Source organism: Streptomyces sp. NPDC001508, from assembly GCF_040298665.1.
Lineage (GTDB): Bacteria > Actinomycetota > Actinomycetes > Streptomycetales > Streptomycetaceae > Streptomyces.
Genome location: NZ_JBEPAP010000115.1, coordinates 1 through 12,334 on the forward strand (window position 1 = coordinate 1; position 12,334 = coordinate 12,334).

General features: G+C 67.9%; 16 protein-coding genes, 1 tRNA gene and 1 pseudogene. 4 read left to right on the plus strand and 14 right to left on the minus strand.

Features of this window, described 5'->3' with window-relative positions; translation table 11 throughout:
• Positions 1–87 precede the first annotated feature (87 nt).
• Positions 88–276, minus strand: a pseudogene (locus ABT245_RS44890) (phosphoribosyltransferase); the annotation flags it as partial.
• 5 nt (positions 277–281) lie between these two features.
• A complete protein-coding gene (gene dcd, locus ABT245_RS44895) occupies positions 282–857 on the minus strand; it encodes a dCTP deaminase (RefSeq protein ID WP_351746686.1) in 576 nt (191 codons plus the stop codon).
• Between the two features lie 681 nt (positions 858–1,538).
• On the opposite strand from dcd, the gene ABT245_RS44900 reads away from it, so the two are divergent.
• Positions 1,539–1,612, plus strand: a tRNA-Gly gene (locus tag ABT245_RS44900).
• Positions 1,613–1,661: 49 nt separating this feature from the next.
• Here ABT245_RS44900 and ABT245_RS44905 read toward each other — a convergent pair.
• The 11 genes from ABT245_RS44905 to ABT245_RS44955 all read right to left on the minus strand — a co-directional run bounded on the left by ABT245_RS44905 (position 1,662) and on the right by ABT245_RS44955 (position 8,776).
• On the minus strand, positions 1,662–2,831 hold the full coding sequence (locus ABT245_RS44905; protein ID WP_351746689.1) for a tyrosine-type recombinase/integrase: 1,170 nt from the start codon (positions 2,829–2,831) through the stop codon (positions 1,662–1,664).
• Positions 2,831–3,043 (minus strand): excisionase family DNA-binding protein, encoded by a 213-nt coding sequence (locus tag ABT245_RS44910; RefSeq protein ID WP_351746692.1) that lies wholly within the window; start codon positions 3,041–3,043, stop codon positions 2,831–2,833. Before ABT245_RS44910 ends, ABT245_RS44905 begins: the two co-directional genes overlap by 1 nt.
• Positions 3,040–4,320, minus strand: a complete 1,281-nt coding sequence (locus tag ABT245_RS44915; protein WP_351746720.1) for a replication initiator — start codon at positions 4,318–4,320, stop codon at positions 3,040–3,042. The genes ABT245_RS44910 and ABT245_RS44915 overlap by 4 nt, the downstream gene beginning before the upstream one ends.
• Positions 4,321–4,481: 161 nt before the next feature.
• Positions 4,482–4,730 (minus strand): SpdD protein, encoded by a 249-nt coding sequence (locus tag ABT245_RS44920; protein WP_351746695.1) that lies wholly within the window; start codon positions 4,728–4,730, stop codon positions 4,482–4,484.
• A gap of 25 nt (positions 4,731–4,755) precedes the next feature.
• Positions 4,756–4,950, minus strand: a complete 195-nt coding sequence (locus tag ABT245_RS44925) for a hypothetical protein (RefSeq protein WP_351746698.1) — start codon at positions 4,948–4,950, stop codon at positions 4,756–4,758.
• A gap of 15 nt (positions 4,951–4,965) precedes the next feature.
• Positions 4,966–5,157, minus strand: coding sequence for a mobile element transfer protein (locus tag ABT245_RS44930; protein WP_123975881.1), 192 nt, complete (start codon positions 5,155–5,157; stop codon positions 4,966–4,968).
• Entirely contained in the window at positions 5,154–5,342 is a 189-nt protein-coding gene (locus ABT245_RS44935; RefSeq protein WP_351746701.1) for a hypothetical protein, read from the minus strand. The genes ABT245_RS44930 and ABT245_RS44935 overlap by 4 nt, the downstream gene beginning before the upstream one ends.
• A gap of 12 nt (positions 5,343–5,354) precedes the next feature.
• Positions 5,355–5,990 carry a DUF2637 domain-containing protein gene (locus tag ABT245_RS44940; protein ID WP_351746704.1) on the minus strand — a complete coding sequence of 212 codons (636 nt, stop codon included), beginning with the start codon at positions 5,988–5,990 and terminating at the stop codon, positions 5,355–5,357.
• Between the two features lie 88 nt (positions 5,991–6,078).
• Entirely contained in the window at positions 6,079–7,458 is a 1,380-nt protein-coding gene (locus ABT245_RS44945) for an FtsK/SpoIIIE domain-containing protein (protein ID WP_351746707.1), read from the minus strand.
• Positions 7,458–7,814, minus strand: coding sequence for an SCO3933 family regulatory protein (locus ABT245_RS44950; RefSeq protein WP_351746710.1), 357 nt, complete (start codon positions 7,812–7,814; stop codon positions 7,458–7,460). Before ABT245_RS44950 ends, ABT245_RS44945 begins: the two co-directional genes overlap by 1 nt.
• A gap of 170 nt (positions 7,815–7,984) precedes the next feature.
• On the minus strand, positions 7,985–8,776 hold the full coding sequence (locus ABT245_RS44955; RefSeq protein WP_351746713.1) for a GntR family transcriptional regulator: 792 nt from the start codon (positions 8,774–8,776) through the stop codon (positions 7,985–7,987).
• Positions 8,777–8,883: 107 nt separating this feature from the next.
• On the opposite strand from ABT245_RS44955, the gene ABT245_RS44960 reads away from it, so the two are divergent.
• From ABT245_RS44960 to ABT245_RS44970, 3 genes are read left to right on the plus strand one after another with little or no spacing between them, the layout of a single operon-like run.
• A complete protein-coding gene (locus ABT245_RS44960; RefSeq protein WP_351746722.1) occupies positions 8,884–9,291 on the plus strand; it encodes an NUDIX hydrolase in 408 nt (135 codons plus the stop codon).
• Between the two features lie 46 nt (positions 9,292–9,337).
• Positions 9,338–9,766, plus strand: a complete 429-nt coding sequence (locus ABT245_RS44965; RefSeq protein ID WP_351746715.1) for an ATP-binding protein — start codon at positions 9,338–9,340, stop codon at positions 9,764–9,766.
• The gene (locus tag ABT245_RS44970) at positions 9,766–10,167 is read left to right on the plus strand and encodes a hypothetical protein (RefSeq protein WP_351746725.1); all 402 of its coding nucleotides are present in this window, start codon (positions 9,766–9,768) and stop codon (positions 10,165–10,167) included. Before ABT245_RS44965 ends, ABT245_RS44970 begins: the two co-directional genes overlap by 1 nt.
• Before the next feature lie 1,875 nt (positions 10,168–12,042).
• On the opposite strand, the gene ABT245_RS44975 is transcribed toward ABT245_RS44970, so the two are convergent.
• Positions 12,043–12,334, minus strand: a 292-nt coding sequence (locus tag ABT245_RS44975; RefSeq protein ID WP_351746717.1) for a hypothetical protein, incomplete at its 5' end; no start/stop codon positions are given.

The following is a 12,334-nucleotide window of genomic DNA, read 5'->3' on the forward strand; positions in this document are numbered from 1 at the left end:
AAGGGGTACCAACCAGTACAGCCGGAAGGCTCTGACCAGGCTGTTTGACCAGGTCAGAGCCTGCTGATACGGGAGACCCCGCTAAACCTCCACGTTCACCAGGTGGAGGTTCTTGCAGTCGAGGGCGTAGGCGAGCCCGCCCGCGACGAACACCCCGCCCCGCGCGATGCTGAGGACGATGTCCGGCTCATATCCGTCGTCCGCGATGGCCTGCGCCAGCTCGCGCACGGCGACGCCGAACCGCTCGTAGGTCAGGTTCTCGCGTATGCCGGTCACGTCGCTCACACCTGCGTCCGGTGGAAGTTGAGGTAGGAGCGGGAGGCGGTGGGTCCGCGCTGCCCCTGGTACCGCGACCCGTACCGCTCGCTGCCGTACGGGGACTCGGCCGGCGAGGTCAGCCGGAACATGCACAGCTGGCCGATCTTCATGCCCGGCCAGAGCTTGATCGGCAGGGTGGCGAGGTTGGACAGCTCCAGCGTGACATGCCCGGAGAACCCGGGGTCGATGAAGCCCGCGGTGGAGTGCGTGACGAGCCCGAGGCGCCCGAGGGAACTCTTGCCCTCCAGCCGCGAGGCGAGGTCGTCGGGCAGCGTGATGACCTCGTACGTACTGGCGAGCACGAACTCCCCGGGGTGCAGGATGAACGGCTCATCACCGTCCGGCTCCACGAGCCGGGTCAGATCGGCCTGCTCGACGGAGGGGTCGATATGCGGGTACCGGTGATTCTCGAACACCCGGAAGAACCGATCCAGCCGCACGTCGATGCTCGACGGCTGCACCATGGATTCGTCGTAGGGATCGATCCGCACCCGCCCGGCATCGATCTCGGCCCGGATGTCCTTGTCTGAGAGAAGCACGTCCCGAGGATACGCAAGGCGCGCGGAGCCGTGACAATCGTGACGACTCCGCGCGCGGACGGAACGACCGGCGAAGCGCCGGTACGCCCCGTCCGGCGGCAGCCGCGCTACCGGCTACCACCTCTCACTTTCCCGACAGCCACAAGCTCCCACTCACCCCTGCACCTGCCGCTACTGCCTATTACTTCCCTGCTTCTCGACTTCTCTGCTTTCTCCGCATCACTGCTTCTCAAGCGCGACCGGCACCACGCTGCGGAGCCGGGCACACCGCGGACACCGGACGAGCCGGCCGGGTCCGAGCCGCTCGGCCTGCTGCATCGGGAACGAAGCGGTGCTGAACACGTGCCCATCGGCACAGCGGACGACGGTGCGTTCCATCAAGTCCAAGAGTCCCTTCCCCAAGAGCCGCGTCTGGCCAACTACCCTGACGACAAAAGCCACATTACGGGATCAAAGAGACGACTCTCCAGGCGGCACTCCGGCCCACTCCGGCCCACCGCGGCGCCGCACACGGCGCCCCCCGGCCCCTCTTCCACGCCCCCACCGTACGCCCCAACTCCGGCCGCCCGCACCCGGATCCCACCCCCTGAAACGCGATCGGACTCACGGCGTCAGCACCGGGGACCCGCGATGAGGTAGAGTGACCGAGCGTTCGGACACCGACTCCGGTCGGCGTCTTACGCGGGTGTAGTTTAATGGTAGAACATCAGCTTCCCAAGCTGAGAGCGCGAGTTCGATTCTCGTCACCCGCTCCATGGAGAAGGCCCAGGTCATCGACCCGGGCCTTTTTGCTGTCCGTCGTGATCAGTTGTCGCGTGCCAGATTCGTGCCAGAAGGCTTGTCGGGCGCTCTCTGCGCGGCAGCGGCCCGGGCCTTGCGGACCGTGGCGTCCAGCCGGGCGGCGACCTCCTCCTGCCGCTCGTCGTCGGAGTGCTGATAGATCAGCGCTGCCTTCTCGGAGGACTGTCCGGCCCGGACCATGGTGTCCTTGAGCGTGGCCCCGGAGCGCGTCGACAGCGTGTGCCCCGTGTGTCGGAGATCGTAGAACCGGAAGCCCTCAAGCATGCCGACGATCTCTCGCGCCTTCCGCCACTTCCGTCCGAAGGTGCTGCGCCGGAACGGAGCGCCCTTCTCGCCGACGAAGAGCAGTCCATCTGGGCCCGGCTCGGCGTAGCTCTGCAGATGCCAGCGGAGTTCCCGGTGGAGGAACGCGGGAAGAATCACAGTCCGGGTTCCGGCCTCGGACTTGGTGTCGCCCTGTACGCGCCGCCCGTTCATCCGCTCCGGCTCGGCGAGGCGTACACGGACGCGCAGGTTGTCGAGGTCGACATCCCGACGGCGGAGGCCGGCCAGCTCTTCCGGCCGCATCGGGCCGTACGCACCGAGGTAGACCATGAGCCGCCAGCGCATCCCTACGGCGTTGGCGAGTGCGTCAACTTGGGCGACGGTAGCGATGCGCCGCTCAGCTGCCTTCTCCTTACCGGCGCCTTTGATCCGGCACGGATTGCGAGTGATCAACTCGTCGTCCACGGCCGTCTCCATGATGGCCTTGAGGAGCCGGTACGCCTTGGCCGTCATCGTCCTGGCGTTGGCGGTCCGCAGCCGATCGGCCCGCCACTCACGCACCCGCGGAGCTGTGATCTCGTCCAAGTCCGACTCGGTGAAGGCGAACAGGTGCTTGTCGAGGAGGTAGCGGTAGAGGTCGCGGGTGAGGGGCGCGATCTCCCGTTCGTCGACCCACTTGTCGGCGTAGGTCCGGAAGCTCACCGCGCCCGCCTCGAGATCGCGCCATTCGCCCCGGCGGATCTCCGTCTGTTTCTCGGCAAGCCAATCGTCCGCGTCCGCCGTCGTCTCGAAAGTGATCGGAGCCGGACGCATCACGCCATCAGGGCCCGGATAGCGCGCCTGGTACCGGCCGGAAGGAAGCCGTCTGATCGCGCCGAAGCGGCGGCGCCTGCCCTTGTTGTTGGCCATCAGGCAGCCCTCCTGAAGCCAGTGCGGGAACGCCTCAGCGGCTCAACTGTGCGGGACTGGATGAACTCATCGACGGCGCTCTCCGGGATGCGTACATGCCGACCGACCTTCACGTAACGGATGCGCCGCTCTTCGATCAGCCGCCGGGGGAAGCGGGCGGTCGTGCCGAGCAACTCGGCGACCTGGTCGACGGACAGGTAGCGGTCGGTCATGCGGTGGGTTCTCCTTCCGTGCCGAGGGCGGGTACGAGGGATGCGGCAAGCCAGGTCTCGGCAGCGCTCAAGCCAGTGCCGGCGAAGACCCAGTGCGCAAGGACGTACGTCGTGTCCGGCCGAGGGTTGGCAGCTGTCGCCGCTTGTGCGCGGCGCCATTCGGCGCGGGCGTTGCGGAGGGCGCCGAGGGTGGTGGAGTAGCGGCGGGATTTGGTGGAGAAGTGGCCGCGGAAGCCGAGCATGTGAGCCCAGGCGCGCAGGCGGAGGTGTTCAAGGTCCTTGCGTGCGCCGAGGGTCCAGGCGGTTCTGATGAGGCGGCGGGCGTGGTCGCTGATGTCGAGCTGGGCGAGTTCGGCGGCGAACTTCAGCGGCCGGTCGAGAGCTCCCGTGGCTGTCTCGGCGCCCTTGGTTGCGTACTTGGCGATGTACGAAGCAACGGCTCTTTCGGTGAGTTTTTGGCCGTCGTTGAAGTCGGCAGATTGGATGGTGCGGACGTCGAGTTGGCGGCCGAAGGTGAAGGTGTGGGTGTAGCCGTCGAGGGTCGGGCCGTCGACGCGGACCTTGGCGGTAGCAGCGCGGATGGCGTCGGTAAGGAGTTCGGCGGTGGCCCAAGGCGATGGTGGGGTGTCGCCGCCGTGTGGGCCGTCGAGGCGGATGACGGCGTGGAAGTGGACGGCACCGCGCTTCTGGTACTCGGCGACCTTGGCGAAGGAGACACGGGCGTGGTCGCGTAGGCGTCGCTGCGAGAGGCCCGCGCGCTTGGCGACCTCCCGGCGGAGGTAGATCGAGAAGCGGCGCCAGAGGGCACCTGCGTGGGCGTTCCAGAGCACGGCCGCGTCGTAGTCGTAGGTGTCGGGGTCGAGCGGGGTGCCAAGGGCGTCGTCGTCCTGGTCGTGGTGGGTGCCGCAGCGGCAGGCGCGGCCGTCGGTGCGGCGGTTGTGGACCGGGCCGAAGCCGGGTGCGGTGAAGGTGGCGAAGACGCGGGGGTGGGTGGCGACGTGTTCGGGAGTGCCCTTGCCGCCACGGAGTCCAGCGCTGATCAGGTGGAAGGTGTCGCGGCGGTAGACCTCGGCACAGGCCTCGCAGCGGGTGGTGCGGCGGTTGTTGCAGCGGACGAGGAGTTGGCCGGCGGGCAGGTCGGTGGAGTCGAGGTGCTGGAGGATGCGGCCGATCTCGCCGGTGGTGGTGTCGACGTCGTACTCGGTGCGGTGGCCGTCGAGGCGGATGGGGTTGGTGCAGCCGCCGAGGCCGGAGAGTTGGCGGAGGATACCGGGCAGGGTGCCGCCCGAGGCGAGGTTGGTGAGTTCGCGGAGCGGGGGCGGGGTGGTGCGGGTGAAGATGGCTGGCTCCTTCTGGCTGGCTCGGTCAGGAGTGACGGGCCCCGGGGCGGCCGGATGCTTGGCGGTGTCGTGGCCGCCCCAGGGGTCGGGCAGAGGGATCAGCGCCGGTGGTGGTCGCGCAGCAGGGAGCGCAGGACCACGGCGGCGATGGCCACGGAGATGGCCAACACGGCGACGGCGGTCAGGAGCGCGGTGAGGACCACGCCGCCCGTGAGCACGGCGACGACGGCGCCGGTACTGACGGAGACGGAGGGGAGCGCGGAGCGCCGGACGGGAGCCGGGTCGGTCGGGGTGTGGGTGTGCGCGGGCGGCGGAGTGGGGCTGTCGGGGTACTTGGGCAGGAACACGGCGGAGCTCTCCTTATCTACTCGTCTAGTCATGTGAGCCGTTTATGACGTCCACGCCGGAGCGCGTACCGGTCTCGATGGCGGGGGCCAGGAAGGTGTGGGAGAGCCAGAAGCCGAAGAGGGCGACCAAGACGACGACCCAGGCACGGACGCCCAGGAACCTGACGGCGCCCCAGGCGAAGAAGCCGAGTACGACGACCAGCGGCAGACTGACGGTCACGGGGTGCGGGTCCCTTCAGCGGACGGGGCAGCGATGGGTACGGGCAGCGAGTTCGGCTGCGGCGCGGCTGTCGTAGTCGGCGGAGAAGCCGCAGCGCGGGGCGGTGCAGGCGGCGGTGTGCTTCTCGCGGCCCCGGTCGTCGTAGGCGGTGCCGACCTGGACGGGGCCGATGCGGGTGACGTTGCGGAAGCGGCGGTTGGCGGTCACGGTGAGTCTTCCTGTCGCAGGCTGGAGCTGGGGAATTCGTTCAGGATCCGGGCCGCCTCGGCAGCGTCCGACGTGCGATCGGCGGCCTCTTCGGCGAGGAGCCGGGCCAGCGTCGGGCGCCCGGTGTCGGCCATCTGGCGGGCCGCTTCGAGGTAGTCGGCGGCTGTGTTGAAGCAGAGCGGCATGGTTCCTCCTGTTCAGGTGAGCTGGGCGGCGATGGCTTCGGCCATGGGGGCCGGGACGCCGAGGCGGGCGCGAAGGGTCGGGGTGTCGATCGGGGTGCCGGTGCGGGTGCGGTGTTCGGCGGCGACCTTGCGGGCGTGGTCGACCAGGGCGGCCGGGACAGGGACGGGCGGATGCTCCGGCAGCGCCTCGATGGCGGGTTGGACAGGCGGCGGGGCGGGTGTGGCTTCGGGCTCGTCCTCCTGGTCCTCGATGACGGCAGCGCCGATCTCGTCGGTATCCGCCTTCGGTGCCGAGTGGGCGAGAAGGGTCCCGCCAAGGAACGCGACGGCGGGCCAACCGGCCACGAGGATCCGCAGCCAGGCCGGGACATCGTCCAGGTCGAGGAGGCCGGCGGTGGCGACGTTCGCTCCGAGGGACGCGACGAGGGCGATGACGAACCAGCACCAGGACGCCGCTTTGGCCGTCCCGGAGCGCAGGCGACGCCATGCGGCGACAAGCAGCAGGTCAACGCTGATCGGGTAGGCCCAGGCTTTCCACCCGGCCTGCCCGGCCGCCATGGCTACGTCATGGAGGTGGGCGAAGGACAGCGCGGCAGCAATGAGCGCCTGAACCAACACCGCGTCGACACGGCCGAGGTGGACGCGCACGATCCGGCTCCTTTCGGTTTCGGGCATGGGAGGGGTAGGGACATGGCGTGAGGCGGTCACGCCGACCGATACGAAGGAAGGGAGACGGTCAGTCGGTCACCGGACGCGGCCGGACGACCGGGGTCAGAGCCTCGACCGGGTGCACCGGCACGGCGGGCCGGAAGGGCTTGAGGGCGGGGACATCGGGGACCAGATCGGCCGAGTCCTGGCAGATGGCCGCAGCGTCGGCGAGGGAGAGATACGGCGTGCGGATGCGGGACCAGCCGCCGGAGGTGTCGCCCGCGACGGCGACACCGGGCATCTCAGGAGCGATGGAACAGGCGGCGTAGACGGCCTCGGGGGCGATGTCGCCGAGGGCCATCTTGGCGGACGCTTCGTCGTTGACGCGGTGGCAGACACGACCGGTGAGCTGGGCGCGGAGCATGGTGGCGCCCTTGCCGAGTTCGGCGCCGAAGCGCTGCCCGCACACCTCCAGGTAGATGCCGGCGGCGCGGCCGAGCTGAGCGAGGCGGATGAGCTGGGTGACCATCTCGTCCCGCCTTTCCTCGTCCTTGCGGGTGGCGGTGAGAAAGAGTTCGGCCACCTCGTCGACGAACAACACGATGGGCACAGGGCGTTCGCTCTTGGGCAGGCCCCAGATGTCAGAGGTGATCTCCTCGTCCGGGGTGCTGGGCGCGATGCCCTGCCGGGCCTTGATCAGGTCGTATCGGTCCTCCATTTCCTTGACCAGCACGGGCAACAGCTCGGCCGCTTCGTCCGGGTCGGTGGCGAGTGCGGAGAGACGGGCGGCGAAGGGCGCCAGTTCGACGCCCCGCTTGCAGTCGATCCCCACAAGTGCGACACCGTCCTGACGGGCAAGGCCGGAGATGAGATGGCGCAGGTACATGGACTTGCCTGACAGGGTCGCGCCGAGGGTGAGTTGGTGAGGAACGGTGCAGTAGTCGCGCACGAAGGGCATGGCGTCCTCGCGCAACGCCACCGGCACCTTCAGGAAGCCACCCCCAGTCTTGCGGGGCATCCGGACGCGGCGCAGGACGTCGTACCCGACAAGCCGCAGCTCGACGACACCCGGCTTGATCGTGGTGACGTAGACGGCGTGAACTCCCCATGCGTGCCGCAGGCGTTCGGCCGAGGCGGCGACGTCGGCGGGCTCCTGCCCAGGAGCAAGCCGGAGCCGAAGCCGCAGCCCGGTCGAGGTGGGACGGAGAATGCCCCGGCGGGGCGGGACGGCCCGGACCTCCCGCCGGGTGGTGGCCTTGACGGCGAGAACCCGCAGCCGGGAGGGCGCCACGGTCAGGCCGCAGGCCTCCATGACGGAGCCGTACGAGCTGAGCAGGCGGACCGTGGACATCGGGCCGCCAACCGCGGACCAGTAGACCGCCGGATACTTGGCCCGGGTGTAAGCAGCCCCGCCGCCGAGCGCGGCGACAGGACCACCCACCTCCAGGAGCGTTGTCAGGTCGGTCATCAGGCGGTGGCCCCCATGGCGGCCGGGAACGCAGCCGGGGTGACGGCGGCGGCCCGGTAGGCGATGCCGTGACGCTGCTGGCCGTTGAACACGGACTCCCACGGCCGGGCGACGAGGCCGGGGAGCGAGACCGGCGCACCGAGGTTCAGCCCCTCGGAAACGCCGCCCTCCGGCACGGTGACCTTGATCAGCGAGGACTCCCCGTCCTCGATGTAGACGACGCCGATGGTCATCAGCGCCTCACCGCTCACCGCATCCTTGGCGTTCTCGCCGGTCTGACGGTCGCGGACCTTCGGCTCAGGAGCCTCGGTGAGGAGGATCGTGGCGGCGGTGGTCTCCACACGGATGGTGCGCACAGCACAGTTCCTATCCACTCGTCTATACATGTAGCGATCCGTGAACCCGATCTCCCGGGTTCACGACGATCACCCTGCCACACAACTTGCCCACTCGTCTATACGAGTATGCGTGTTGGGGTGTACGAGTTCGGAGAGCTGCGCCCGCGCACCACCGCAAGCCATGACGATCAGGTCGCCGGAAGCTGGTACGACAGGACGTACGCGTCCGCCGCCATGACCGTGTCGCAGACCTCGACGGGCCGCCCCTCGGTGTCGAAGGCGGTACGGATCAGGTGAATGACCGGCACGCCGGAGGCCAGCCGGAGCGTCTTCACCTCGTCGGGCGATGGCATCCGGGCGCGGATCTCTTCCTCGAAGTGGTCGAGGCGGTGGCCCAGCTCTTCGAGTCGGGCGTAGATGCCGCCGGGGCCGGGGTTGGGTTCGGCGATCTGGGTACCGCGCGCGATGTCGAGGGGGAGGTAGGAGGTGGCGAACTCGACCGGCCGGCCGTCGAGGAGATACCGGCGCCGTCGGGCCAGCACGCGCCGCACGGACCCGAGCCGGGTGGAGATGTCCTGACCGGCCTTCTCTTCCCTGACCTCAAGGCTGTCGACCTGAGGATGGCTGCCGGCCGCATCCGCCTCCACGATGAACGCGGACTTCCCCTGCTCCCGATGCCGCCGGGCGAACCGGTCAGAGGCGAGCCGCCGCACGGGGGGCCGGGGGCGGACGAAGACGCCCTTGCCGTGCTCGGCGTGCACGAGCCCTTCCCCTTGAAGGATGGAGAAAGAGTTCCGGACCGTCATCCGGGACACCCCGTAGTGCTCGACAAGCTCAGCCTCTGAAGGCAGCTTCTCGCCCTCTCTGAACCGCCCACGGTCGATGGCTTCGCGCAGCTGGTCGGCGATCTGCCGGAAGACCGCACGATCGCTCGTGGGGTCGAGATCTCCGAGGAGGCCCGAAGGAAGAGCAGGACTCACTTGTACTCCTTTAGGTATCTAGACGAGTGGGCGAGTGTTGTTGCTACGGTGGAGAGCCTAGCCAGCCGAGAGGGCCGAGGAACGTGAGCACAGAACGCCCGCACTCCGTGAGCGTCGCCGGGGTCGTCGTAGACGCCCGCGGCCGGGCCCTCCTGATCCAGCGCCGTGACAACGGCAAGTGGGAACCGCCGGGCGGTGTCCTCGAACGTGAGGAGACCATCCCCGAGGCCCTGCAACGCGAAGTCCTCGAAGAGACCGGCATCAAGATCGCCCTTCCGGCGACCCTGACCGGCGTCTACAAGAACATGACGGGCCTGATCGTCTCCCTGGTCTTCCGCTGCGAGGCCGCCGACGGCACACCCACGACCGGCGACGAGACTCGCGCCCTGCGCTGGGCCACCCGTGAAGAAGTCTCCGAGCTTGCCGACGAGGCATACGCCATCCGCGTTCTGGACGCGATGGACGCGGTGTCTCCACCGGCGATCCGCGCCCACGACGGCGTGAAACTCGTCTAGCCCGAACCCGCTGCACATGGCGGCCTACCAGCACGAAGGAACTTGTATGCACGAGTATACGAGTGCAGCCCGGGTCTGGGGGCTCAGTTGCCCAGGTTTCCCGGAAGAGGTCAGCCGGGCCCGCCGCTGGACCCGCGACATCCTGCGCGGCTCCCCTTTAGCCGAAGACGCCGAACTGATCGTGAGCGAGCTGAGCGCGAACGCGATCCTCCACACGGCCAGCGGGCAGGAGTCGGGCAGCTTCCATCTGGCCCTTGCGGTGTCAGCACAGGTGATCGCGTTGTCGGTCACCGACGACGGGGCCGCCGGCACAGCGCCGAAGATCAAGCGCCAGGACCAGGAGGCCGAGCACGGCCGGGGCTTGGGCATGGTCAGCGCGATCGCTCATCGCGTCGTCGTCCACGAGAGCGACGGGGGTTACACGGTCACCGCCGAGCTGTTCGCGGGCCGACCGACCGGAGGTCGCCCGTGCTGATGGACAAGCCGCAGCGCGGCTACTGGTGCGAGTGCTGGACCGAGGACCTCACCGACGGGACAGGGTGGCGGGCGCTGCGGGCATCCTTCGACGCCTACTCCGCGCCTCAGGCAGACAGATGGGTCGCCATCGCACTCCGCACCATCTCACCGGCACTCGACCCCGACGCATCTCAGGAAGCGTGGGAGTGGCTGTACGACGGCCGCATAGCGACGCGGAGAGCTCTCCTGCGCGCCGAGTCCTGCACGGTGACGGTCACCCAGGCCAGTACCCGCATCACGTGGACGATCCGGCCCGTGATCTTCCTACCGCTGGCACACCGTCAGGGCAACGAACTCCCGTCCTGCACACAGGACTTCAAACCGCACACAGCGCCCCAGGCGCCCCACGTGCCCGACTGAGTTACAACCTTCTTTACGGGTTCAAGCCGGCTGCGCTCCGCTCCGCCGGGCGCGCTCCCGGCTCCGCTGCGGGCGACGCTCCTGCCTCCGGCCCGCTCCGCCCGCGCTGCGCCGACGCGCGCCCACGTAGTCAGAGCCGGGATATGAGTCGATCACCGCAGAGGACGGCAGCCACGGTCAGAACCAGCCTCCGGCGGGGGCGCTCAGGCTCCGAGATGGCAGGGGCGTCGTTCGCGAGTGCCGGCGAATCAGTGGCGTGCGTGGGGTGCTCCCATCCCGTCTGCCATCGACCCAGGCAGAGCCGAGCAGACACGGCCCATGGCGTCCAGGTCGTTCGTACAGTGGCGCGCTCCACCTGGACGCCATGAACCGCGCCCGCTCCACGGTGTGTGGGCCGACGGCAGACGGGATGGGAGCTTGGGTGGGTGTGTGGCTGGGGAAGAACAGCAGGTGCGGGCGCAACCGACAGCCCGATACCGCTTGACAAGGTCACTCAAAACCACCGAAGGCCCCTGGGGACCAGCCAGGACCAGCCAGGACCAGCTAGGACCAGCGGGGACCCGCGGGCTATAGTCTGGGCTACAGACCCAGGAAATGTACTTTCCACTTTCACTTCCACAGTAGAAAAGTAGAAGTGAGTGGGTCGAGGGCAGGCTCCATGCAGAGGAGCCCGGCCCTGGTCTAGCCACCAGAGCCGGGCTCGTGCGTGGAGTTTGAGGCGGGTCCGGCCGAGTAGCAGACGGCCGGGCCCGTTTCTTTTGGCCCTATCGTCCGGCACCGCGCTCTGGTTGGCACTAACGTGCCAGGTGTTCCACGCAACCTGCGAGTGCCGTCACTGTCGTGAGGATCGCGATCAAGATCTCGGCCTTGGTGGGGCCTCGGTCTCGCTCGGTCTCAGACTGCTCAGGCTCTCGGTCTTCCTTCATTGATCACTTCCCATCGGTGTAACTACCCCTAGACGTACCGGGACCCCCGACCCACTTGGCCGGGGCGTAAGTGGGATGAGAAGTGAACGGGAGAAGCATAGCCGGTACTCACTGACAGCCCGCCGGGCCAACAAGAGTGCAGCACCGCCTATCTAGTTGAGCCAGGAGCTATGTGCTCACGGCGCCTCCTTCCGACAGACTGACCGGTCCCTACTTGTTCAAGCGCAACGCTCGCCAGGAACCGCCCTGTTGCTGTCGGCCCCGCTCCACTCCATTCTTACGGTCGCCACTGACAGGTAAGCGCTTTCTGTCCGGGGGTGCGTCCTCGTATAGTGGACGGATGAGCCCAGTAGCTGGGGAAAATTCATCGCTCAATAAAACGCCCAACACCCACTTCGACCCTGCTCGCCCGTGGCCTTGGGTGTCGTACGAGGATCCTGTGTGGCCTCACGAACCGTGGGACGTGATGGATCACGAGGATCTAGCGGACGCCGCGGTTCGCCTTGCCATCCGCATGCTCAGCGGTCAAACGGAGGGTATGTCGGTGTGTCAGGCGGCAGCGCTGGTGGAAGACGCAGCCAAGCGCGTCGCGGCAGACGTAGTAGCGGAAGCCCGCACGCAGCGATACTCATGGGGTCGCATCGCGGCACAGTTTGGGGTTGGCAGGACGGCAGTGCAGAAGCGGTTTGGTCGATGGCCGAGCCCAGAGCGAGCCCGAACTCTGGAAGATCAGTACGTCAGGATGGGGCACTTCCTTAAAGGTGCCGAGCTGAACCCAGACATGAACGAAGACGAGTACATGGCGCGCGTCATCCAGGACGCCCGTGAGACACGCAGTCGCTGCATTCGCCGTCGCCGAGGCCACGTGATCAATCCGCTAGACCGCTTCCATAAGGTCGTGAAGTCACGCCGAGGTAGGGATCAGTCAGAGTAGGTTGCACGGAACTTGTCAAGAGCGTCTTTGACTGCTGACACCAATGCCTGACACCAATGCCTGACACCAACAGGCACGGACGACGCCGGACTGAGCCGAACTTCCACGGCCGACTGGGAGACGTGGCAGGTTGACCGACACCATCAAGGACGCGTGATCGACCTGATAAGGATGAGGGCGGAAGTAGTTCCAGGCGGGGCGCCGCTCTCCCTTAGTACTCCAGCTGTAGATCGTGATCTTGCTGGTCGGGCCGGTGCGGAGACGGGTGCGGCCACCGTTGATCATCGTGAGTTGTGTGGACTTACGA